The sequence below is a fragment of the Streptomyces sp. NPDC026301 genome (assembly GCF_055567935.1).
The window spans coordinates 86,414-107,273 of record NZ_JBVHPN010000008.1; the positions used below are offsets into that span (position 1 = coordinate 86,414).

Here is a 20,860-nt window from a genome sequence, read left to right on the forward strand (position 1 = left end):
TGCGGTACGCCGCCACCAAAGGGGCGATACCGGCCCGGGACACTCCCGCGACGCACCCGTTACGCACGCCGCCGACCCCGGGCCGCGGAGTCCGCTACGCGTCCTCCGCCAGCTCCAGCCAGCGCATCTCCAGCTCGTCCTTCTCGTCCTTCAGCTCCCGCAGCTGCGCGTCCAGTTCGGCGACCTTGGTGAAGTCGGTGGCGTTGTCGGCGATCTGCGTGTGCAGCTTCGCCTCCTTCGTACCGATCTTGTCCAGCTGCCGCTCGATCTTCTGCAGTTCCTTCTGCGTCGCCCGGTCCACCGCGGCGGCCTTCTGCTTGGGCGCGGCGGCCGCCGGCGCCGGGGCCGCGGCCTGCGCCATCCGCTCCCGCCGCTCGATGTACTCGTCCAGGCCGCGCGGCAGCATCCGCAGCGCCGCGTCGCCCAGCAGCGCGAACACCCGGTCGGTGGTCCGCTCGACGAAGTACCGGTCGTGGCTGATGACGATCAGCGAGCCGGGCCAGCCGTCGAGCAGGTCCTCCAGCTGCGTCAGCGTCTCGATGTCCAGGTCGTTGGTGGGCTCGTCGAGGAAGAGCACGTTCGGCTCGTCCATCAGCAGCCGCAGGATCTGCAGCCGCCGCCGCTCACCGCCGGAGAGGTCGCCGACCGGCGTCCACTGCTTCTCCTTGGTGAACCCGAACTTCTCGCACAGCTGACCCGCGGTCATCTCCCGGCCCTTGCCGAGGTCCACCCGCTCCCGCACCTGCTGGACGGCCTCCAGCACCCGCAGGGTGGGCTTCAGCTCCGCGACCTCCTGCGAGAGGTAGGCCAGCTTCACGGTCTTCCCGACGATGATCTTCCCGCCGGCGGGCTGCGCCTCGCCCTCCGTGCGCGCCGCGTCGGCCAGCGCCCGCAGCAGCGAGGTCTTGCCCGCGCCGTTGACGCCCACCAGGCCGACCCGCTCGCCGGGGCCCAGCTGCCAGGTGACGTGCTTCAGCAGCACCTTGGGCCCGGCCTGTACGGTCACGTCCTCCAAGTCGAAGACCGTCTTGCCCAGCCGGGAGCTCGCGAACTTCATCAGCTCGGCGTTGTCCCGGGGCGGCGGCACGTCCGCGATCAGCTCGTTGGCGGCCTCGATGCGGAAGCGGGGCTTGCTCGTACGGGCCGGGGCGCCGCGCCGCAGCCAGGCCAGCTCCTTGCGCATGAGGTTCTGCCGCTTGGTTTCTTCGGAGGCCGCGATGCGCTCGCGCTCGGCGCGCGCGAAGACGTAGTCGCTGTAGCCGCCCTCGTACTCGTGCACGTCGCCGCGCTGCACGTCCCACATCCGCGTACAGACCTGGTCCAGGAACCACCGGTCGTGGGTGACGACCACCAGCGCCGAGCGCCGGGCCCGGAGGTGCCGCGCGAGCCAGGAGATGCCCTCGACGTCCAGGTGGTTGGTCGGCTCGTCGAGCACGATCAGGTCCTGCTCGGCGATGAGCAGCTTCGCGAGCGCGATGCGGCGCCGCTCGCCACCGGAGAGCGGGCCGATGACGGTGTCCAGGCCCTGCGGGAAGCCCGGCAGGTCCAGGCCGCCGAAGAGGCCGGTCAGCACGTCGCGGATCTTGGCGTTGCCCGCCCACTCGTGGTCGGCGAGGTCGCCGATCACCTCGTGCCGGACGGTCGCCTCCGGGTCGAGCGAGTCGTGCTGCGTCAGGACACCCAGGCGCAGCCCGTTGACGTGCGTGACGCGGCCGTCGTCCGGGGACTCCAGCTGGGCGAGGATGCGGATCAGGGTCGTCTTGCCGTCACCGTTGCGGCCGACGACGCCGATCCGGTCGCCCTCGTTGACGCCGAGGGAGACGCCGTCGAGCAGCGCGCGCAGTGCGTACGCCTTGCTGACGGCTTCCAGATTGACGAGGTTCGCGGCCATCTCACTCCTGGGCTTCACATCGGTCGGCCTTCCAGCCTAGTCCGGCACACCGGTCACTCCCGCATCGCGTGGGGACCGGTACCGGGGACCGTGCTCAGCCGGTGATCGTCGCGCCCGGGGCCGGGCTGTTCGCAACGCGGGCGGTGCGGCACGTACCAGAGGTCAGAAGGGCGTCGGCGACCGCGGAAGCGGAAGCCCGGTCCGCGGCGAGGAAGGCCGTGGTCGGGCCCGATCCGGAGACCAGGGCGGCGAGCGCGCCCGCCTTGGTGCCCGCTTCCAGGGTCGCGGCGAGCGAGGGGAAGAGCGAGAGCGCTGCGGGCTGCAGGTCGTTGGAGAGGGTCTTGGCCAGCGCCGCGGCGTCGCCCGTGCGCAGCGCGTCCAGCAGCGCCGGGGACGCCTCGGGCGCGGGCACGTCGGTGCCTTCGGTGAGGCGGTCGAACTCGCGGTAGACCGCGGGCGTGGACAGCCCGCCGTCGGCGGCCGCGAAGACCCAGTGGAAGGTGCCGCCCACCTCCAGCGGCGTCAGCCGCTCACCCCGGCCCGTGCCCAGCGCGGCCTCGCCGACCAGGCTGAACGGCACGTCGCTGCCCAGCTCGGCGCAGATGTCGAGCAGTTCCTCGCGGGTGGCCCCTGTCCCCCACAGCGCGTCGCAGGCGAGCAGCGCGCCCGCGCCGTCCGCGCTGCCCCCGGCCATGCCGCCGGCGACCGGGATGTCCTTGGCGATGTGCAGGTGGACGCGCGGCTCGATGCCGTGCCGGGCTGCCAGCAGCTCGGCGGCGCGGGCCGCGAGGTTCGTACGGTCCAGCGGGACCCGGTCGGCGTCCGGCCCCTCGCAGGTGATCGTCAGGGTGTCGGCGGGCGCCGCGGTGACCTCGTCGTACAGGCCGACGGCGAGGAAGACGTTGGCCAGGTCGTGGAAGCCGTCGGCGCGTGCGGCGCCGACCGCCAGCTGGACGTTGACCTTGGCGGGGACGCGGACGGTGACGGCGCGGGGGCTGGACGGGGTCACTGGGCTGCGGCTTCCTTGTGCTCGGCGATGCGGGCGAATTCTTCGACGGTCAGGGCCTCGCCCCGGGCCTGCGGCGAGACGCCCGCAGCGACCAGCGCGGCCTCGGCGGCGGCGGCCGAGCCCGCCCAGCCGGAGAGCGCCGAGCGCAGCGTCTTGCGGCGCTGCGCGAAGGCCGCGTCCACGGCGGCGAAGACCTCTTCGCGGCTGGCGGTGGTCTCCAGGGGCGCCGCGCGGCGGACGAGGGAGACCAGCCCCGAGTCGACGTTGGGCGCGGGCCAGAAGACGTTCCGGCCGATCGCGCCGGCCCGCTTGACCTCGGCGTACCAGTTCGCCTTCACCGACGGCACGCCGTAGACCTTGTTGCCGGGGCGGGCCGCGAGCCGGTCGGCGACCTCGGACTGGACCATGATGAGCGTGCGCTCGATGGTCGGGAAGGTCGCCATCATGTGGAGCAGGACCGGGACGGCGACGTTGTACGGGAGGTTGGCGACCAGCGCGGTGGGTGGCGGGCCCGGCAGCTCGGTGACCTTCATCGCGTCGTCGTGGACCAGCGCGAACCGGTCGGCGCGCTCCGGCATCCGGGCCTCGACCGTCGCGGGCAGCGCGGCCGCCAGCACGTCGTCGATCTCCACGGCCGTGACCCGGTCGGCGGCCTCCAGAAGCGCCAGGGTCAGCGAGCCGAGGCCGGGCCCGACCTCGACGACCACGTCGTCGGGGCGCACCTCGGCCGTCCGCACGATCCGGCGGACGGTGTTGGCGTCGATGACGAAGTTCTGGCCCTTCTGCTTGGTCGGGCGGACGCCCAGCGTCGCGGCCAGTTCGCGGATGTCGGCGGGGCCCAGGAGCGGGCCGGGCTCATCGGTGTTGCTGTTGGTCACTGGTGAAGCTTACGGCCGCACACGGGCCACGGGCTCGCCCCCCGGCTGACGTACAGCTTCTTGGCGCGGTAGGTCTGCTCCTGAGGAGGCGCGTCCTGCGGGGCGCCGGTCCCGCCGAGCGAGTGCCAGGTGGCGCGGTCGAACTGGTACAGCCCGCCGTACGTGCCCGAGGGATCGACCGCGTCGGCCCGGCCGCCGGTCTCGCACTCGGCGAGCCCCCGCCAGTTCAGATGGTCGGCGCCGGCCACGCCGGCGGGCACGGTCGCGGTGCCCACGTGCACGATCTCGCTGCGCGGCACGCTGATCACCTCCTGGCGCAGCAGCCGCGGCCGCTGCCGGACGCCGTTGACGGTACGCAGCTGGTACGTGACCCGGCGCACGCCCTGGTGCCCCTGCTGGACCACCGACTCGGTGCCCTTGAAGAGCGCGGCGTCGGGGACGCGGCGGGTCTCGTAGGCGATCGGCTCCTCGCGGACCTCGCGGGAGCCGGTGACGCGCAGCACGGAGATGGTCTGGCCCTCGCGGGGGAAGCTGTCGAGCGGTACGGAGGTGGTGTCCTGGCCGTGCAGCGCGATGCCGGCCCGGACGAGCGCCGCGCGCACGGTGGCGGCGTTGGTGCGGATGCTGCGCGCGCGCCCGTCGGCCATGAAGGTCACCGTGCGCTCGGTGCGTACGGCCAGTTCGATGCCGTGGCGTGCGATGGGCAGCGACCGCGAGGCGGAGATGTACGCGCCTTCGGCCCGCACGCCGAGCTGGCGCAGCGCGCCCTCGACGGTGCGCGCGGTGGTCCACACCCGGCGGCGGTGGCCGTCCACGGTGAGCACGACGGGCCGGCCGTACCGCACGGCCACCTCGTCGCCGCTGGTCAGCGGGGCGTCCGGGCCGGGCGCGACGATGTCGTGCGGGCCGATCGGTACACCTTCGGAGGCCAGCAGCTCGCCGACGTCCCCGGCGAAGGTGTGCAGCCGCCGCGGGCTGCCGTCGACGCTGAGGCGTACGGCCTTGTCGTGCGCGACGAACGCGGTCGTGCCGCCCGCGAGGAACGCGACGACCAGCGCCTGCGGGACCAGCCTGCGCAGCCCCTCGGGCCGCTCGACGAACCGCTTGCGCCGGGCCGCGCGCCGGGCGGCGGCACGGCCCGCGGACCGGCCTCCGATGACCGGCGGCTGGTCGTACGACTGCGGCTCGGGGCGCGGCGGTTCGTAAGACTGCTGCTCGGGCAGCCACGGTGCGTACGACTGCGGGCGCGGCGGTGCGTACGACTGTGCGACGTACGTGTCGTACACCTGGAGCTCGTCCGGCGGCCCGTACGGACCGTAGCCCTGGGTCCGGGGGCCCTCCGTCCCGTCGTACGACTGCGGCGGCCCGTATCCGTATCCGTACGCCTGCGAATGACTCACGACGCTCCACTTGCCCGGGACCGGTTGACGGGCCGGAATGTAGTGGAGAGCGGGAGCACTCCGCAGACGGCTCAGTAGTCGAAAGCGCGGGCCGTGTTGGCCGCGACGGCCGTGGCCAGCGCGTCCTCGTCCATGCCCTTGACCTCGGCCATGGCCCGCAGCGTGACCGGAATGAGGTACGGCGCGTTAGGCCGACCGCGGTACGGCGCGGGGGTCAGGAAGGGCGCGTCGGTCTCGACGAGCACCAGCTCGGCCGGGGCGACGGCCAGCGCGTCCCGCAGCGGCTGGGCGTTCTTGAACGTGACGTTCCCGGCGAAGGACATGAAGTACCCGGCCTCGGCGCACACCTTCGCCATCTCCGCGTCGCCGGAGTAGCAGTGGAAGACGGTCCGCTCGGGCGCGCCCTCCTCGCGCAGCACCCGCAGCACGTCGTCGTGCGCCTCGCGGTCGTGGATGACCAGGGCCTTGCCGTGCCGCTTGGCGATCTCGATGTGCGCGCGGAAGGACCGCTCCTGCGCGGCCATGCCCTCCGGGCCGGTACGGAAGTAGTCGAGCCCGGTCTCGCCGACGCCGCGGACGTGCGGCAGCGCGGCCAGCGCGTCGATCTCCGCGAGCGCCTCGTCCAGCGCCGCGTCGCCGCCCGCCTCCCTGGCGCCCTGACGCGACCATCCGTCGGGGTCACCGAGGACGATGCGCGGCGCCTCGTTCGGATGCAGCGCCACCGCCGCGTGCACCGCCTCGTGGGCCGCGGCGGTCTCCGCGGCCCAGCGCGAGCCCTTCACGTCGCAGCCCACCTGGACCACCGTGGTCACGCCGACGGCCGCGGCCTTGGCGAGGGCCTCTTCGACCGTGCCCGTCTGCATGTCCAGGTGGGTGTGCGAATCCGCTACGGAGACCCCGAGCGGCTCGGGCAGCGGCGGCGGTGCGTCCTTCGAGCTCATACCTCGATCCTATGAGCACCGCGGTACCGGGCTACCTGCGGTGGTGCTGGAAGGGGTGCAGCAGGTCGGACAGGTGCCAGTGGTGGCCGCGCCGCGCGGACGCGTCACCGCCGGGGTCGCCGGCCGGACCGGTCGTGGGCTGCGGCTTGCGCGGCGCGTAGAGCCGCTCGGCGGCCGCCGAGACCATGGAAACCTGACCGGCCCGCATGATCCGGACTATGTTCCCGCCGCACTGGCGGCAGGTGGGCCTGGTCAGAGGTGACGGGACGCGCTCGCCGTCCGCGTAGTAGACGACGCGCGGTGCGCCGGACACGTCCACGTGGTGCTCGATGTCGTAGGACTGCTCCCAGCCGTGCCCGCATTTCATGCAGGCGAAGGAGTACGCCTCGTGTGCGGAGGGCTCGGTTCCGGGCGTGTGCGGGGTCCCGCTCGTGGTTCCCACAGGTTCAGTCATCGCAGCTCCTCTTGTCCGCTGGACAAGCTCTCGGGGACGAACGCCCCAGTTCCAGTGGACGCCTTTCCGAGCTGCGACGCAGCAAAGGTTCTTCCTATTGGCCCAGATTTGAGCGGGCCGAGGAAAAGAACCTCACCGGGCCGACCTGCTCTTTACCTTTCAGACCGGTCATTTACCCGCACGAGAATCACCACGCTCCGCATTCTTTGCCGCCACGACCGCATCGAAGACCTCCCGCTTGGGTACGCCGGCCTCGGCCGCGACCCCCGCGATGGCCTCCTTGCGCCGCTCACCGGCCTCCTCACGGACCCGCACCCGCCGCACCAGCTCCTCGGGGCCCAGATCGCCGGGCCCCGGCTCGGGCGCCCCCTCCACCACGATCGTGATCTCGCCGCGTACGCCGTCGGCCGCCCACTCGGCCAGCTCCTCCAGCGGGCCGCGGCGCACCTCCTCGTACGTCTTCGTCAGCTCGCGGCAGACGGCGGCGCGCCGCTCCTTGCCGAAGGCCTCCGCCATCGCGGCGAGGGTGTCGGCCAGCCGGTGCGGCGCCTCGAAGTAGACGAGCGTGCGCCGCTCGTCGGCGACCTCCTTCAGCCGGCCGAGCCGCTCCCCCGCCTTGCGGGGCAGGAAGCCCTCGAAGCAGAAGCGGTCCACCGGCAGCCCGGAGACGGCGAGCGCGGTGAGCACGGCGGACGGGCCGGGCACGGCCGTCACCTTCACGCCACGCTCCACCGCCGCGGCCACCAGGCGGTAGCCGGGGTCGGAGACCGAGGGCATGCCCGCGTCGGTGACCAGCAGCACCCGCGCGCCGCCCGCCAGCGCGTCGGCCAGCTCCGGGGTGCGCGCCGACTCGTTCCCCTCGAAGTACGACACCACCCGCCCGGTGGTGTGCACGCCCAGCGCGGTCGTCAGGCGGCGCAGCCTGCGGGTGTCCTCGGCCGCGATCACGTCGGCGGCGAGCAGCTCGGCGGCCAGCCGCGGCGGCGCGTCCTCGGTGTCGCCGATGGGGGTCCCTGCGAGTACGAGCGTTCCAGTCACGGCCCCATCCTTTCAGGCGCGGCCGCGTCCTTCCCGCCGCGCCGGGAGACGGGCCTCTCACAGGCCGCTTCCCTACGATGGCCCGGTGACGAGTGACACCGCGACCAACGACCGGCGCGCAGGCGACCGCGGCAGGGCCCCGGTGGCCGCCGGGGCCACCGCCCGCGCCGCGCAGGCGACCCAGGACGGCGTCCTGGCGCCGACCGCCTGGCTGCGGCGGCTGCGCCGCTTCGGCTACACCGCACGCCCGGAGCGGGACGTGCGGACCCGGCTGCTCGCACCCTTCCCCGCGCCGCGCGTCTCGCCCGGCGCGGCCCGCCTCGCCGCGTGGGGCCTGCCCGCCCTGGTCGCGCTGCTCGCCGGCATCCTGCGCTTCTGGCGGCTGGGCAGCCCGGACAAGGTGATATTCGACGAGACGTACTACCCCAAGGACGCCTGGTCCCTGCTGCAGTACGGCTACGAGGGCACGTGGGCGAAGAACGCCAACGACGCGCTCGTCGGCCACCCGTCACACCTCCTGCTCAGCCCCGAGCACTCCTACGTCGTCCACCCGCCCATCGGGAAGTGGATGATCGCGCTGGGCGAGTGGGCCTTCGGCATGAACCCCTTCGGCTGGCGTTTCATGACGGCCCTGCTCGGCACCCTCTCGGTACTGATGCTCTGCCGCATCGGCCGCCGCCTGCTGCGCTCCACCGCCCTGGGCTGCCTGGCGGGCCTGCTGCTGGCCGTCGACGGCCTGCACTTCGTCATGAGCCGCACGGCGCTCCTCGACATCATCGTCATGTTCTGGGCGCTGGCCGCGTTCGGCTGCCTGCTGCTCGACCGGGACCGCACCCGCGCCCGGCTCGCCGCGGCGCTGCCCATTGGCGAGGACGGTCTCGCTCGCCCGGACGACGCGGTCGGCGACCGGCTGCGGCTCGGGTGGCGCCCCTGGCGGCTGGCGGCCGGGCTCTGTCTCGGACTCTCCGCCGCCACCAAGTGGAACGGCCTGTACTTCCTCGCCGCCTTCGCCCTCATGTCGGTCCTGTGGGACGCCGGCGCCCGGCGCACGGCGGGCGCCCGCCACCCGTACCGCTCGGCCCTCCGCCGCGACGTGCTGCCCGCCTTCCTCTCCACCGTCGTCCTCGCGGCGGCCGCCTACCTCGCGTCCTGGACCGGCTGGATCGCCACCAAGGGCGGCTACTACCGCGACTGGGCCACCACCCCCGACGGCCGCGCCGCCGGCTGGACCTGGCTGCCGGACTGGCTGCGCAGCCTGTGGCACTACCAGCACGAGGTGTACGAGTTCCACACCCACCTGACGAGCACCCACACCTACCAGTCCAACCCCTGGAGCTGGCTGGTCCTGGGCCGCCCCGTCTCCTACTTCTACGAGGACCCCAAGGCGGGCCAGGACGGCTGCACCGCGGCGGAGGGCTGCGCCCGCGAGGTCCTCGCGCTCGGCACCCCGCTCCTGTGGTGGGCCGCCTGCTTCGCGCTGCTCTACGTCCTCTACCGCTGGCTGTTCAAGCGGGACTGGCGGGCCGGCGCCATCGCCTGCGGCATCGCGGCGGGCTACCTCCCCTGGTTCCTCTACCAGGAGCGGACGATCTTCCTCTTCTACGCGGTCGTCTTCATCCCGTTCCTGTGCCTGGCGGTGGCGATGATGCTCGGCGCCATCGTCGGACGGCCCCACGACGGCCCTGTCACGGAGCCGAGGCTGCTCCTCACCGGCGACCGCCGCCGCGCGGCCGGCATCGTAGCGGCGGGCATCCTGGTCCTGCTCATCGTGTGGAACTTCATTTATTTCTATCCCGTATACACAGGGCTACCGATCCCCAAGAGCGCATGGCAGGCACGGATGTGGCTGGACTCCTGGGTATGAGGGTGCGGCGGGGAACGGCCGGGTTCGGATGTGACCTTTCCGTGACCGCCGCATCGACTGAGTGTCACCGTACCGATGCTGTAACGAGACGCGCGAGGGTCACTCCAATACCCCGTGTCCCATAGAGTGCGCTGCACGTTCTTGTGTCGGGTTTCCAGGGACGGCCACGCTTCTTCAGGAGGGGAACGGTAAGTCATGCGCCGCGAGGTGAGGTACGGGCTGATCGGCGGGGCGATCGCCCTGGTCGCGGGAGGCGTCGGCGGGTACACCCTGATGGGAAGTTCCGGTGACGAGACCCCGCGGCAGGAGGTCATGTCGGCGGACGGCAAGTCCACCGACGGCGGGTCCTCGGTGAAGACCGGGCCGCTGTCCGCGAAGGAAGTGAAGACCGCCGCCACCGGGTTCCTGGACGCCTGGCAGTCGGGCGAGGTCGCCAAGGCCGCGAAGCTGACCGACGACGCCGAGGCGGCCACCACCGCGCTGACCGGCGTCGCCAAGCAGGCCCACATCGAGCGGGTGACGCTCACCCCCGGGACCCGCAAGGGCGACGAGGTGCCGTACCAGGTGTCCGGGCAGATCTCGTACCAGGGCAAGAGCGCCCCCGTCTCGTACGCCACCTCCCTCACCGTCGAGCGGGACAAGACCACCGGCGAGCCGGTCGTCGACTGGCGGCCCACGATCGTGCACCCCGGCCTCGGCGAGGGTGACACGCTGCGCACGGGCGAGAGCGAGGCGCCGCCCATCAAGGCGGTGGACCGCAACGGCACCGAGATCACCAAGGACAGCAACCCCGAGCTGGCCGGCGTCCTCGCCAGCCTGCGCGACAAGTACGGCGACAAGGCCGGCGGCACCCCCGGCGTCGAGTTCTTCATCCAGCGCGCCAAGAGCGACAACAAGGCCGCGCAGAAGCCGGACCAGACCCTGAAGGTCCTCTCCAAGGGCACCCCCGGCACGCTGAAGACCACCCTGGACGCCAAGATGCAGGCCGCGGCCCAGAAGGCGGTCGCCACCAAGAGCAAGGCGTCGGCGGTCGCGGTCAAGCCCAGCACCGGCGAGATCCTGGCCATCGCCAACTCGCCCGAGAAGGGCTTCAACGTCGCCACGCAGGGCTCGCTGGCCCCCGGCTCCACGATGAAGGTCGTCACCTCGTCGATGCTCATCGACAAGGGCCTGACCTCGCCGAACAAGGCGCACCCGTGTCCGAAGTACGTGACGTACGGCGGCTGGAAGTTCCAGAACCTCAACAAGTCCGAGATCAAGAACGGCACCTTCGCGCAGAGCTTCGCCGCCTCCTGCAACAACGCCTTCATCTCGCAGGCGAAGAAGCTGCACGACGACGACCTGACCAAGCAGGCCCGGGACGTCTTCGGCCTCGGCCAGACCTGGAACACCGGCATCCCCAGCTTCGACGGCAACGTCCCGGTGCAGAGCGACGCCCAGATGGCCGCCTCGCTCATCGGCCAGGGCGGCGTCCGGATGAACCCGCTGAACGTCGCCTCCATCGCGGCCACCGTCCAGTCCGGCGGCTTCCACCAGCCGTACATCGTCTCCCCGGACGTCGACCACCGGACGCTGGCCAAGGCGTCCCGGAACATGAAGCCGGACACCGCGTCCGCGCTGAAGTACCTGATGAAGCTGACCGCCACGTCCGGCACCGGTGCCGAGGCGATGTCCGGGCTCAGCGGTGACATCGGCGCCAAGACCGGCTCCGCCGAGGTCGACAACCAGAAGAAGCCGAACGCCTGGTTCACCGCCTACCGCGGCGACCTCGCGGCCGCCGCCGTCGTCCCCGCCAGCGGCCACGGCGGCGACAACGCGGGCCCGGTGGTCCGCGCCATCCTCAACCAGGGCTGAGCGCAGCCCTTACCGGAAGGGGGTCGTCCACATCGCGGACGGCCCCCTTTTCCCGGTCGCATGGCCCGTACAGCTTTCGCTAGCGTGCGGGCCATGAGTACTTCAGCCGACGCTCATCCCCTGTTCGCCGCCGCCCTGCGCGAGCTGGGCCTCGAAGTCGCGGTACGCCGCTTCCCCGACGCCACCCGCACCGCGGCGCAGGCCGCCGCCGCCGTCGGCTGCGAGCCCGCCGAGATCGTCAAGTCGCTGGTCTTCGAGGCGGACGGGGTCCCCGTCCTGGTCCTCATGGACGGTGCCTCCCGGGTGGATCTGGAGAAGGTCCGCGCCGAACTGGGCGCGGACCACGTCGGCCGGGCGAACGCCGACCTCGTCCGCGAGACCACCGGCTACGCCATCGGCGGCGTACCGCCCTTCGGGCACCGCACCCGTACCACCGTCCTGGCCGACCGGGGGCTGCTGGCGCACGGCACGGTCTGGGCCGCCGCCGGCACCCCGCACACCGTCTTCCCGCTCGACCCCAAGTCGCTCATCGAGCACGCCGGCGGCCGCGTCGTGGACGTCCGCGAGCGCACCCCGTGACCCCGCTCGTCGTCGCGGCGGTACTGGCCGCCGCCGTCACCCACGCCGCCTGGAACGCGATCGCCCACGGCATCAAGGACCAGCTGCTCGCCTTCACCCTCGTCGGCTCCGGCGGCGCCGTCTGCGGCGCGGTGCTCGCCGCGCTCTCGCCGCTGCCCGCCTCCGGCGCCTGGCCGTTCCTGATCGGCTCGGCGATCCTGCACGTCGTCTACCAGGCGCTGCTCATGCGGTCCTTCCGGCTCGGCGACTTCGGGCAGATGTACCCGATCGCGCGCGGCACCGCGCCGCTCGTGGTCACCGTCCTCGCCGCGGTCTTCGTCCACGAACTGCCCGACGCGTGGGCGCTGACCGGCGTCGCGCTCGCCTCCGCCGGCCTCCTCGGCGTCGCCCTGTGGGGCATCCGCGGCTCCGGCGCCCGGCCGCACTGGCCCGCGATCATCGCCGCGGTCGCCACGGGCCTGGCGATCGCCTCGTACACGACGGTCGACGGCGTCGGCGTACGCGCCTCCGGCACGCCGCTGGGCTACATCGGCTGGCTGATGCTCCTGGAGGGCATCGCGATCCCCGCGTACGCGCTGGCCTCGCGGGGCCGCGCGCTCTTCGCCGAGCTGCGCCCCTTCGCCGCCCGCGGGCTGCTCGGCGGCGTGCTCTCGGTCTTCGCGTACGGGCTGGTCCTGTGGGCCCAGACCCGCGCACCGCTCGCACCGATCGCGGCGCTCCGCGAGTCCTCGATCATCGTCGGCGCCGCGATCGGCGCGATCTTCTTGAAGGAACGCTTCGGGGCGCCGCGGATCGCGGCGGCGGGGCTGATGGTCGTCGGCATCGGGCTGATGCTGCACACGAGTTAGGTCGTGGGTTTTTCGCGGGGCTGCCGCCCCGCACACACCCTCAGACCGTCGTCCGCAGCGCGCGCACAAGCGCCTGTGCGCGCGGGTCCGCCGTGACGTTCTTCTGCATGCCGTTGGTCGTGTAGCCGAAGGAGAGACCCGATTCGGGGTCGGCGAAGGCGAGGGCGCCGCCGCGGCCCGGGTGGCCGAAGGAGCCGGGGGCGAGCAGCGGGGCCGCGGGGCCGTGCAGCATGTAGCCCAGGCCGAAGCGCGAGGAGGCGATGAGCGTACGGTCCGGGCCTGCGGACTCCTCGGTACGGGCCAGCGTCAGCGTCGCGGGCGCGAAGAGGCGGGGGTGGCCGTCCACCGGGCCCATGAGCGCCGCGTACAGACGGGCCAGGGCGCGGGCCGTGGCGATGCCGTTGGAGCCGGGGAGCTGCGCGGCGCGGAACTCGGGGGCGTTCTCGTCGGCGTGCGGGGAGATCGCCCCGAAGGCGCGGCGGGTGAGGGAGGTGGGATCGTCGTACGCCTCGGCGACGGACCGCTTGGGCCGTACCTTGAGGCCCGCCCCGTCGGGGGCCGGCGGCGGGGAGACCTCGGCCAGGCGCCCGACCCGGCCGCGTGCGGCCTCCGCTTCGGGGAGGCCGATCCACAGGTCCAGGCCGAGCGGCCCGGCTATCTCCTCGGCGACGAACGCGCCGATCGTGCGGCCGGTGACCCGCAGGACCAGCTCCGAGAGGAGCCAGCTGTACGTCTGGGCGTGGTAGCCGTGGTCCGTGCCGGGGGCCCAGGCCGGCGCCTGCGCGGCCACCGCGGCGGGGCCGCTGACGCCGTCGACGGCCTGCGCGGGGGTGAGCGGGGTGTCCAGTACCGGTACGCCCGCGCGGTGCGAGAGCAGGTGGCGGACGAGCGTGCGCTCCTTGCCCGCGGCCTTGTACTCGGGCCAGTACGTGCCGACCGGCGCGTCCAGGTCGAGCTGGCCGCGCTGGTGGAGGAGGAGCGGTACGACGGCGGCGACGCCCTTGGTCGCGGAGCGGATGAGCTGCGCGGTGCCCTCTTCCCAGGGCGCTTCCGTACCCACGGCGCCCGCGTCCCCGTCCCGGACCCCCGCCCACAGATCGACGACCTTGCGCCCGTGCCGATAAGCGGCGACCGCCGCCCCACGCTCGCCGCGCCGCGCGAAGTTCGCCGCGAAGGCATCGCGGACCGGCTCATAGCCGGCCTCGACCGTGCCGTGGACGTCCACCACTGGTTCCCGCTTCCCACTCATCCGTCGCGTTTGTGACCCATCCATGGTGCAACGCGCCGATCAGTGCTGATGACCAGGAACCCGCTGCCCGTGGGGAGGGTCACAGGGACGAGTCCGCTCCCGGCGCCGCGACGGGGCCGCAGGTCACACGGGTGCGGTCACCGAGCGGGGGTCGAAGCCGAAGGGCAGTTCCAGCCGGTGCGCGGCCATCAGGTCCGCGTCGGAGAGCAGGTCCTGGGTCCGGCCGTCGGCGGTGATCACGCCGCCGGAGAGGACGACCGAACGGGGGCAGAGCTCCAGCGCGTACGGGAGGTCGTGGGTGACCATCAGGACCGTGACGTCCAGGGAGCGCAGTACGTCGGCGAGTTCGCGGCGGGAGGCCGGGTCGAGGTTGGAGGAGGGCTCGTCCAGGACGAGGATCTCGGGGCGCATGGCGAGGACGGTGGCGACCGCGACCCGGCGGCGCTGGCCGAAGGAGAGGTGGTGCGGGGGCCGGTCGGCGAAGCCCGCCATGCCGACCCGGTCGAGGGCCTCGATGACGCGCTCCTCCAGCTCGGCGCCCCGGAGGCCCGCCGCGGCGGGGCCGAACGCGACGTCCTCGCGCACGGTCGGCATGAAGAGCTGGTCGTCGGGGTCCTGGAAGACGATGCCGACGCGGCGGCGGATCTCCGCGAGGTTGCGCTTGGCCACGGGGAGGCCGGCGACGGCGACGGTGCCGGCGCCCGCTTCGAGGATGCCGTTGAGGTGGAGTACGAGGGTGGTCTTGCCGGCGCCGTTCGGGCCGAGCAGGGCCACCCGCTCGCCGCGGGCGACGGTCAGGTCGACGCCGAAGAGGGCCTGGTGGCCGTCGGGGTAGGCGTAGGCGAGGCCGGAGACGTCGAGGGAGGGGGCTGTGGTGTTCATAGGGTCCATCCGAGGAGGCAGACGGCGAGGGCGGCGAGGGGGAGCACCGCGGCGGAGGTCCACTGGGCGCGGTCGGCGGTCACCTCGTCGGTGACGGGCATCGTGCCGGTGTAGCCGCGGCTGACCATCGCGAGATGGACGCGCTCGCCGCGCTCGTAGGAGCGGATGAAGAGCGCGCCGGCGGACTTGGCGAGGACGCCCCAGTGGCGGACGCCGCGCGCTTCGAAGCCGCGCGAGACGCGGGCGATGCGCATCCGCCGCATCTCGTCGGTGATCACGTCGCCGTAGCGGATCATGAAGGACGCGATCTGGACGAGCATCGGGGGCATCTTCAGGCGCTGCAGGCCGAGGAGGAGCGCGCGGAGTTCGGTGGTGGAGGCGAGGAGGACCGATGCCGCGACGCCGAGGGTGCCCTTCGCGAGGATGTTCCAGGCGCCCCACAGGCCGGACTCGCTGAGCGACATGCCGAGGGCATGCACCCGCGGGCCCTCGGCGACGAACGGCATGAGCAGCGCGAACGCCACGAACGGCACCTCGATGAGGAGCCGCTTGAGGAGGAAGCCGGCGGGGACGCGGGCCGCCGCCGCGACCGCCGCGAGGAAGACTGCGTACAGGCCGAAGGCCCAGACCGCCTCGCGGGGCGTGGAGACGACGATCAGTACGAAGCCGAAGACGGCCGCGATCTTGCAGTGCGCGGGGAGCGCGTGCACGGGCGAGTGCCCGTGCCGGTAGAGCTTGTGAGCGTGTCCCGCACCCATGTCAGACCTGCTGCGGGGTGCGGTCGTCGGTGGCGGACGCGTCCGCGGCGTCGCGACGGCGGCGGATGACGACGAAGACGCCCGTGCCGACGGCCAGGGTCGCGCCGACGCCGATCACGCCGGCCAGGCCGCCGGAGAGCCGGGCGTCGGTGATGTCCTTGACGCTGTAGTCGGCGAGCGGGGAGTCCTTGGCGGCGTGGTCCTTCGCCTGCTTGTCGATGCCCTGGTCGTGGGCGACCTTCTCCAGGCCGTCGGGGCTGGCGGAGGCGTAGTAGCTGATGCCGCCGGCGCAGACCAGCGCCGCGGCGACGCCGGCGAGCCAGACGCGCTTGGTGGAGCGGTGGGCGGGCGCCGGAGCGGGAGTCTTGGGCTCGGCCTCGGCCGTGGGAGCCGCCTCGGACGCGGCGATGGGGGCTGCGGGCTCGGGACGGGGTGCGCCAGGTGCCGTGGGGGCGGCGACAGGGACGACCTTCAGTTCGAGCGGCTTGCTGAGGCCGCGGGCGCCGTACACGAGGTCGGGCCGTACGGCGATCACCGCGCCGACCGTGAGCGCGGTGATGACGGCCTCGCCGATGCCGATGAGGACGTGCACGCCGACCATGGCGGTCAGCACCTTGCCGGTGGAGACGTCCGCGGTGCCGCCGAGCGCGTAGATCAGGGTGAAGACGAGGGCGGCGGCCGGGACGGAGACCAGGGCGGCGACGAAGCTCGCGACCGTGATCGAGCGGCGCTTGCGGGGCAGCACCTTCACCAGGCCGCGGAAGATCAAGTAGGCGACGACCGTCGTGGTCAGCGCCATGTCCGTGATGTTGACGCCGAGCGCGGTGAGGCCGCCGTCGGCGAAGAGGACGCCCTGCATGAGGAGGACGACGGAGACGCAGAGGACGCCGGTGTACGGGCCGACGAGTATCGCCGCGAGCGCCCCGCCGAGGAGGTGGCCGCTGGTGCCGGCGGCGACCGGGAAGTTCAGCATCTGTACGGCGAAGATGAACGCGGCGACGAGGCCGGCGAGCGGCGCGGTGCGCTCACCGCCGAGGCCGTCGCCGCCCAGCTCGCGGCGGGCGCCGCGCAGGCTGACCGCGACGGCGGCCGCGGCGACCGCACCGGTCGCCACCGAGACCGGGGCGTTGATGAATCCGTCGGGGACATGCATGGCTGGGCTCTCCGCTCGTGGTCGTAACCCACTCATGGTGGTCGTACTGCAAATCATGTGCAAGAGCGCCCATACTGCGGAACTGCCCGTTCGGGGAGGTCACTCCCCCTGCGTCCGTCGTGGGCACCCCGGCCGGCACCGACAAAAGGCGGTAATCCACCTCTTTTCATCGGCTCTGCGGCGACCGCGGAACGTTTTGTTCCGTACCGGAAGGGGCGCGGTATGACATCTGCCACCACCGCGTGCGGCACTGGCGTACGCCCGGAGGGAAGCGTGGGGCACAGTTCCACACACCGTCACCCCTTGGGGTGAGTTATGGGAGTCGAGTTGCCGCGGCCTGCCGGGGCCGAAACGATGGACGGGTGAGCGACGCACAGGAGGCCGTCGAGCCGCCCTCGGAGACGCAGTCCGCCCCCGCAAGAGCCCGCGGCCGCCTGCGGCCGGTCAAGCCGGACGGAGGTACCAGCGGCGGGTCCTACCTGCGCTTTCCCCATATCCACGGGGACCTGGTGTGTTTCGCCGCCGAGGACGACCTGTGGGTGGCACCGGTCGTCCCGGAGGACGCCGAGCCGCCCCGCGCCTGGCGGCTGACCGTGGACCGCACCCGCGTGAGCCACCCGCGCTTCTCCCCGGACGGCAGCGAGATCGCGTTCATGACGTGGCGCAGCCTGGACCCGGAGATCCATCTGGTACCGGCCGAGGGCGGCCCCGCCCGGCGGCTGACCTACTGGGGAAGCGTGGACGCCCGGGTGTGCGGCTGGACCCCGGACGGCGAGATCCTGGCGGTGTCCTCGCACGGCCAGCCGTTCTCGTACTACTCCTGGGCGTACAAGGTGCCGACGGACGGGAGCCCCGGCGGGCGGCTGCCGTGGGGCCCGGTGTCGAACATCGCGATCGCCGACATCGCGGGCGAGCACAAGACGCTGCTGCTCAGCGGCACCCCGCCGCACGAGCCCGCGGCCTGGAAGCGGTACAGAGGCGGCGCGACGGGGCGGCTGTGGCTGCACGGCACGCAGCTGGTGCCGGAGATCGACGGCCATCTGGACACCCCGATGTTCGTCGACGGCCGGATCGCCTTCCTCTCCGACCACGAGGGCGTCGGCAACGTCTACTCCTGCCTCCCCGACGGCACGGACCTGCGCCGCCACACCGACCACGCGGACTTCTACGCGCGGCACGCCGCGAGCGACGGCGAGCGCATCGTGTACCAGTGCGCGGGCGAGCTGTGGCTGGTGGACGACCTGAGCCCGGCGGGCAGGCCGCGCAAGCTGCCGGTCCGGCTCGGCGGGCCGCGCACGGGCCGCCGCACGCATCAGGTGCCCGCCGCCGCCAACGTCACCTCCCTCGCGGTGGACGCCACGGGCCGGGCCAGCGCGGTCGGCGTCCGCGGCAGCCTGTACTGGCTCACGCACCGCGACGGCCCGGCGCGCACGATCCACGACATCCCGGGCGTGCGGGTCCGGCTGCCGGAGATGCTGGGCGACACGGGCCGGATCGCGTACATCACCGACGTGGTGGGCGAGGACGCCATCGAGATCGCCGACCTGCCGAAGGCGTCCGGGCCCGGGGAGCCGCGCCGGCTCGCCGCCGGGCAGCTCGGCCGGGTGCACGAGCTGGTGTCGGCGCCGGACGGCGAGCGACTGGCGGTGGCCGCGAACGACGGGCGGCTGCTGCTGGTGGACGCCTCCGAGGACGGCGACGGCGAGGTCACCGAGCTGGTGCGCTCCGTCAACGGGCCGGTGCGGGACCTGGCGTTCTCGCCCGACTCGAAGTGGCTGACCTGGTCGCATCCGGGCATCGGCCGGTCGCTGCGGCAGATCAAGATCGCCAAGCTGGGCGACGGCCTGGTCGTGGACGTCACCAACGGGCGCTTCGAGGACGAGCAGCCGGTCTTCACCCGCGACGGCCGGTACTTGGCGTTCCTGTCCTGGCGCGGCTTCGACCCGGTCTACGACGTGCACACCGGCGACCTGTCCTTCCCGCTGGGCTGCCGCCCGTATCTGGTCCCGCTCTCCTCGGCCACCCCCTCGCCCTTCGCGCTGTCCCCGGAGGGCCGGCCCGCGGCCGGCGGCCTGGACCCGGTGGACACCTCGGCCGAGGGCATGGTGCTGGTGGAGGTCGAGGGGCTGGCCAGCCGGGTGACGCCGTTCCCGGTCGCGGCCTCGAAGTACTCCGCGCTCTCGCCGGTGGCCGGCGGCGGGCTGGTGTGGCTGCGCTGGCCGATCTCGGGCGCGCTGGGCGAGACCTTCGCCAACCCCGACAACATGTCGGGCCAGCCGACGCTGGAACACTTCGACCTGGTCAAGGCCAAGCGCACGGAGCTGACCGGCTCGATCGACTCCTACGCGCTCAGCGGTGACGGCACCCGCCTGGTGATCAACGACGAGGGCGACCTGCGGTCGGTGCCCGCGATCGAGACCCCGGACGCCGACTCCACGGTCTTCCTGGACCTGCGGCGCATCCTGCACGACGTGGACCCGGCGGCCGAGTGGCGGCAGGCGTTCGACGAGGCGGGCCGGATCGTGCGCTCCTACTTCTGGGACCCGGGCATGTGCGGCATCGACTGGGAGGCGGTGCTGGACCAGTACCGCCCGCTGGTCGAACGGGTCGCTTCCCCGGACGAGTTCGCCGACCTGCTGCGGGAGGTGATGGGCGAGCTGGGCACCTCGCACGCGTACGTCACGGGCGCCCGCCGCAACGAAGGCCCGCCGCACTACCAGCGCGCGATCGGCCTGCTGGGCGCCAACTTCGTGTGCCGCAACGACCGCTGGATCCTCAACCGCATCCTGCCCGGCGACTCCTCGGACTCCAAGGCCCGCTCCCCGCTGGCCGGTACGGGCATCCGCGAGGGCGCGGTGCTCACCCACATCGACGGCCGCGCGGTCGACCCGGTGACCGGCCCGTTCCCGCTGCTGGGAGCGGCGGGCGGCACGACCGTGGAGCTGACCTTCGAGTCCCCCGAAGGCGACGGCCGCTCCCGCCGCGTGGCCATCGTGCCGCTGATCGACGAGCGCCCGCTGCGGTACCAGGACTGGGTGGCCAAGCGCCGCGAGGTGGTGCGCGAGCTGAGCGGCGGCAAGTGCGGCTATCTGCACATCCCCGACATGGGCGGCTCCGGCTGGGCGCAGTTCAACCGCGACCTGCGGATGGAGGTCTCGCACCCGGCGCTGATCGTCGACGTACGGGGCAACGCCGGCGGCAACATCTCCGAGCTGGTCATCGAGAAGCTGACCCGCACGATCGTGGGCTGGGACCTGACCCGGGACGCGCAGCCGGTGACGTACGTGTCCAACGCGCCGCGCGGCCCGGTCGTGGCCGTCGCCGACGAGATGACGTCCTCCGACGGCGACATGATCATCGCGGCGTTCAAGCTGGAGGGCATCGGGCCCGTGGTGGGCCTGCGCACCTGGGGCGGGGTGGTCGGGATGACCGGCCGGCACCGCCTCGGCGACGGCACGTCGATCACCGTGCCGATGAACGCCGCGTGGTTCGAGGCGTACGGCTGGGACGTGGAGAACCACGGCGTGGAGGCCGACATCCAGGCGCTGCGCTCGCCGCTCCAGTGGGCGGAGGGCCGCAACCCGCAGCTGGGCGTCGCGGTCCGTACGGCGCTGGAGCTGCTGGAGCGGCACCCGGCGACGGACCCGCCGGGGCTCGCCAACGTCCCCGACAACAGCCGGCCGGCGCTGCCGCCGCGGGAGTGACACAACACGGCACACGTTGAGGGGCGCACCCGGCTCACCGGGTGCGCCCCTCAACTGACTTCACACGTCTTCGCGTGCCCGCGTCAGATGTCGTACTCGTCGCGCATGTCGTCCGCGCGATCCCGCAGCGACTCCTGGGTGCCCTGGCCGCGCTCCTGACCTTCGTCCTGGTCCGGCCGGCCGCGCTCCTGGTCCTCGTCGCGGCCCTGCTGCCCACGCTGCTGCGCCTGCTGCTTGAGCCGCTCGGCCTTGTCCTGGAACTGGTCTCTGATGCCCATGGTGGTGCACTCCTTCTGAAGGTGGGGGAAGGGCCGGAACCAGCCTTGCACGACCGGACATTGCACGCATTCCGGAAGGG

17 protein-coding genes are annotated in these 20,860 nt (G+C 72.8%); 5 read left to right on the forward strand and 12 right to left on the reverse strand.

Annotated features, from left to right (window positions below; translation table 11 throughout):
• Nucleotides 1–94: 94 nt before the first annotated feature.
• The 7 genes from ACZ4MH_RS15655 to rsmI all read right to left on the reverse strand — a co-directional run bounded on the left by ACZ4MH_RS15655 (nucleotide 95) and on the right by rsmI (nucleotide 7,611).
• Entirely contained in the window at nucleotides 95–1,891 is a 1,797-nt protein-coding gene (locus ACZ4MH_RS15655) for an ABC-F family ATP-binding cassette domain-containing protein (RefSeq protein WP_351596524.1), read from the reverse strand.
• A gap of 94 nt (nucleotides 1,892–1,985) precedes the next feature.
• Complete coding sequence (locus ACZ4MH_RS15660; protein WP_351596521.1) at nucleotides 1,986–2,900, reverse strand: 4-(cytidine 5'-diphospho)-2-C-methyl-D-erythritol kinase; 915 nt, start codon at nucleotides 2,898–2,900, stop codon at nucleotides 1,986–1,988.
• Entirely contained in the window at nucleotides 2,897–3,778 is an 882-nt protein-coding gene (rsmA, locus tag ACZ4MH_RS15665) for a 16S rRNA (adenine(1518)-N(6)/adenine(1519)-N(6))-dimethyltransferase RsmA (RefSeq protein WP_351596518.1), read from the reverse strand. Before rsmA ends, ACZ4MH_RS15660 begins: the two co-directional genes overlap by 4 nt.
• Complete coding sequence (locus tag ACZ4MH_RS15670) at nucleotides 3,775–5,178, reverse strand: ubiquitin-like domain-containing protein (RefSeq protein ID WP_351596515.1); 1,404 nt, start codon at nucleotides 5,176–5,178, stop codon at nucleotides 3,775–3,777. Before ACZ4MH_RS15670 ends, rsmA begins: the two co-directional genes overlap by 4 nt.
• 71 nt (nucleotides 5,179–5,249) lie before the next feature.
• The gene (locus tag ACZ4MH_RS15675) at nucleotides 5,250–6,119 is read right to left on the reverse strand and encodes a TatD family hydrolase (protein WP_351596512.1); all 870 of its coding nucleotides are present in this window, start codon (nucleotides 6,117–6,119) and stop codon (nucleotides 5,250–5,252) included.
• 31 nt (nucleotides 6,120–6,150) lie between these two features.
• Nucleotides 6,151–6,573 (reverse strand): hypothetical protein, encoded by a 423-nt coding sequence (locus tag ACZ4MH_RS15680; RefSeq protein ID WP_351596509.1) that lies wholly within the window; start codon nucleotides 6,571–6,573, stop codon nucleotides 6,151–6,153.
• 168 nt (nucleotides 6,574–6,741) lie between these two features.
• Nucleotides 6,742–7,611 (reverse strand): 16S rRNA (cytidine(1402)-2'-O)-methyltransferase, encoded by an 870-nt coding sequence (gene rsmI / locus ACZ4MH_RS15685; RefSeq protein WP_351596506.1) that lies wholly within the window; start codon nucleotides 7,609–7,611, stop codon nucleotides 6,742–6,744.
• 85 nt (nucleotides 7,612–7,696) lie between these two features.
• Between rsmI and ACZ4MH_RS15690 the strand changes: the two genes are divergently transcribed.
• The 4 genes from ACZ4MH_RS15690 (at nucleotide 7,697) to ACZ4MH_RS15705 (ending at nucleotide 12,756) form a co-directional block, all read left to right on the forward strand.
• Complete coding sequence (locus ACZ4MH_RS15690; protein WP_467754534.1) at nucleotides 7,697–9,475, forward strand: dolichyl-phosphate-mannose--protein mannosyltransferase; 1,779 nt, start codon at nucleotides 7,697–7,699, stop codon at nucleotides 9,473–9,475.
• A gap of 195 nt (nucleotides 9,476–9,670) precedes the next feature.
• Nucleotides 9,671–11,329 (forward strand): penicillin-binding transpeptidase domain-containing protein, encoded by a 1,659-nt coding sequence (locus ACZ4MH_RS15695; RefSeq protein ID WP_351596503.1) that lies wholly within the window; start codon nucleotides 9,671–9,673, stop codon nucleotides 11,327–11,329.
• A 93-nt stretch (nucleotides 11,330–11,422) separates the two neighbouring features.
• On the forward strand, nucleotides 11,423–11,908 hold the full coding sequence (locus tag ACZ4MH_RS15700) for a YbaK/EbsC family protein (RefSeq protein ID WP_351596501.1): 486 nt from the start codon (nucleotides 11,423–11,425) through the stop codon (nucleotides 11,906–11,908).
• Complete coding sequence (locus tag ACZ4MH_RS15705) at nucleotides 11,905–12,756, forward strand: EamA family transporter (protein ID WP_351596498.1); 852 nt, start codon at nucleotides 11,905–11,907, stop codon at nucleotides 12,754–12,756. Before ACZ4MH_RS15700 ends, ACZ4MH_RS15705 begins: the two co-directional genes overlap by 4 nt.
• 40 nt (nucleotides 12,757–12,796) lie before the next feature.
• Here ACZ4MH_RS15705 and ACZ4MH_RS15710 read toward each other — a convergent pair whose 3' ends face one another.
• The 4 genes from ACZ4MH_RS15710 to ACZ4MH_RS15725 form a co-directional block, all read right to left on the reverse strand.
• Nucleotides 12,797–14,005: a serine hydrolase domain-containing protein gene (locus tag ACZ4MH_RS15710; protein WP_351596495.1), complete on the reverse strand. Its 1,209-nt coding sequence runs from the start codon at nucleotides 14,003–14,005 to the stop codon at nucleotides 12,797–12,799.
• Nucleotides 14,006–14,128: 123 nt separating this feature from the next.
• Nucleotides 14,129–14,887, reverse strand: a complete 759-nt coding sequence (locus ACZ4MH_RS15715; protein ID WP_351596492.1) for an energy-coupling factor ABC transporter ATP-binding protein — start codon at nucleotides 14,885–14,887, stop codon at nucleotides 14,129–14,131.
• The gene (gene cbiQ, locus ACZ4MH_RS15720; RefSeq protein WP_351596490.1) at nucleotides 14,884–15,645 is read right to left on the reverse strand and encodes a cobalt ECF transporter T component CbiQ; all 762 of its coding nucleotides are present in this window, start codon (nucleotides 15,643–15,645) and stop codon (nucleotides 14,884–14,886) included. Before cbiQ ends, ACZ4MH_RS15715 begins: the two co-directional genes overlap by 4 nt.
• A 1-nt stretch (nucleotide 15,646) precedes the next feature.
• Complete coding sequence (locus ACZ4MH_RS15725) at nucleotides 15,647–16,798, reverse strand: energy-coupling factor ABC transporter permease (RefSeq protein WP_351596488.1); 1,152 nt, start codon at nucleotides 16,796–16,798, stop codon at nucleotides 15,647–15,649.
• 434 nt (nucleotides 16,799–17,232) lie between these two features.
• Here ACZ4MH_RS15725 and ACZ4MH_RS15730 point away from each other — a divergent pair, with 434 nt between their 5' ends.
• A complete protein-coding gene (locus ACZ4MH_RS15730) occupies nucleotides 17,233–20,502 on the forward strand; it encodes a S41 family peptidase (protein WP_351596530.1) in 3,270 nt (1,089 codons plus the stop codon).
• A gap of 83 nt (nucleotides 20,503–20,585) precedes the next feature.
• Here the strand turns inward: ACZ4MH_RS15730 and ACZ4MH_RS15735 are convergent, their stop codons facing one another.
• Nucleotides 20,586–20,780 carry a hypothetical protein gene (locus ACZ4MH_RS15735; RefSeq protein WP_351596486.1) on the reverse strand — a complete coding sequence of 65 codons (195 nt, stop codon included), beginning with the start codon at nucleotides 20,778–20,780 and terminating at the stop codon, nucleotides 20,586–20,588.
• Nucleotides 20,781–20,860: the final 80 nt, after the last annotated feature.

Coding starts and splice junctions, on each gene's coding strand:
- ACZ4MH_RS15735 (WP_351596486.1), bottom strand. CDS start 20,780: ATGGGCATCAGAGACCAGTTCCAGGACAAGGCCGAGCGGCTCAAGCAG.
- ACZ4MH_RS15725 (WP_351596488.1), bottom strand. CDS start 16,798: ATGCATGTCCCCGACGGATTCATCAACGCCCCGGTCTCGGTGGCGACC.
- ACZ4MH_RS15680 (WP_351596509.1), bottom strand. CDS start 6,573: ATGACTGAACCTGTGGGAACCACGAGCGGGACCCCGCACACGCCCGGA.
- ACZ4MH_RS15700 (WP_351596501.1), top strand. CDS start 11,423: ATGAGTACTTCAGCCGACGCTCATCCCCTGTTCGCCGCCGCCCTGCGC.
- ACZ4MH_RS15695 (WP_351596503.1), top strand. CDS start 9,671: ATGCGCCGCGAGGTGAGGTACGGGCTGATCGGCGGGGCGATCGCCCTG.
- ACZ4MH_RS15710 (WP_351596495.1), bottom strand. CDS start 14,005: ATGAGTGGGAAGCGGGAACCAGTGGTGGACGTCCACGGCACGGTCGAG.
- ACZ4MH_RS15655 (WP_351596524.1), bottom strand. CDS start 1,891: ATGGCCGCGAACCTCGTCAATCTGGAAGCCGTCAGCAAGGCGTACGCA.
- ACZ4MH_RS15715 (WP_351596492.1), bottom strand. CDS start 14,887: ATGAACACCACAGCCCCCTCCCTCGACGTCTCCGGCCTCGCCTACGCC.
- cbiQ (WP_351596490.1), bottom strand. CDS start 15,645: ATGGGTGCGGGACACGCTCACAAGCTCTACCGGCACGGGCACTCGCCC.
- ACZ4MH_RS15675 (WP_351596512.1), bottom strand. CDS start 6,119: ATGAGCTCGAAGGACGCACCGCCGCCGCTGCCCGAGCCGCTCGGGGTC.